1 protein-coding gene is annotated in these 1,229 nt (G+C 49.1%); it reads right to left on the bottom strand.

All coding sequences use genetic code 11. The features are described 5' to 3' along the window. Positions 1-56 precede the first annotated feature (56 nt). Entirely contained in the window at positions 57-1,016 is a 960-nt protein-coding gene (locus tag QSV34_RS15155; protein ID WP_289156088.1) for an IS110 family RNA-guided transposase, read from the bottom strand. Positions 1,017-1,229: the final 213 nt, after the last annotated feature.

Here is a 1,229-nt window from a genome sequence, read left to right as displayed (position 1 = left end):
TAACAAGCGACTGTGATTAAAAATCAACCCCTGCACACACTTAATTTGTTAATCAGTTAGCTGTATTTCCACACCTGATTGTCACGCACCATCGCATTCAAGATTGTCATCATTTTTCGCATGCAGGCGGTGATAGCCACCTTCTTGTGTTTGCCTTGAGCAACCAGGTGCTGGTAAAAACTTCTCATGACTTTGTTGTGCTGAATGGCGGATAACATGGCCATATAAAGTACGGTTCGAATTTGTGCACGACCGCCTTTGATCCGCCGCTTACCTCGCATCTTGCCACTGTCTCGGTTAAAAGGTGCCAGGCCACACAGCGCGCTGATCTGACGGTGACTGAGTTGCCCCAGCTCTGGAAGCTCGCCCAACAACGTATAAGCAACGCCATTGCCAATGCCAGGGGCTGACGTCAGTATTTGGCAACGGTGTTGCCATTCAGTGACTTCGGCTACGGTTCTATCCAGCCTGCCTTCAACCCAAGCTAATTCTTTATCCAAAAATTTGAGCGCACGCTGGTGAGATGCCTTGAGTGCTGTTGGAGTTCTTTGCTTGCGATTCAACTCTTGTGTGCGTGCTTCTGTAAGTTGGCGCTTTCTGGTTAATAAGTCCCTGATGTAACGTATTTTCTTACTCCCAATAGGGCGTACGTCAGGCTGCATCACTGCTCCAAACTGAGCGATCAAACGCGCATCAATTTTGTCCGTTTTGGCCATCTGTCCTTGAGCGCGCGCAAACTGACGAACCTGGATGGGCTGGGCAATGATGACTGGAAAGCCTTTTTCGGCACAGGCTTCAACCAGCGGCCGCTCATAGCCGCCTGTTGCTTCTACCAGCACACGAGTCAGGCGGTAACGGCTGAGAGTGAGGAGCAGGCGTTTAATGCCCTCTGTAGAATTCTCTTCCTGCCAGTGTTTCTCCAATTCAAGGATATAAATATCCAGCGTGTCTTTGCCAATGTCGATTCCAACATGACGATTGCTATTTCTACTGCTTGCTGAGGCTGTTGTTTTCATATCTCACCCTTGCTACATTCGGGCTCGAGGCCCATTCGACTGTTCGAGATAAAAGTAGAATCAGCATGGCGCTCTAGCTTGTTAACGGGCTAGACATTGTCTGCACCAAGTCGGCATCGAGCTGCCACGCTGAAAGCCTGGTGCGCAGGCTTGGGCCTCACCTTATCGCTTGAGAATCAATAACGAAATAATGGAATTTCAATCATACAAGTT

Origin of the sequence: Porticoccus sp. W117, assembly GCF_030341905.1 — a bacterium.
Classification (GTDB): Bacteria; Pseudomonadota; Gammaproteobacteria; order Pseudomonadales; family Porticoccaceae; genus SCSIO-12696.
Note: the sequence above shows the minus strand (reverse complement) of the source record. Positions and strands in the feature narration are given on the sequence as shown.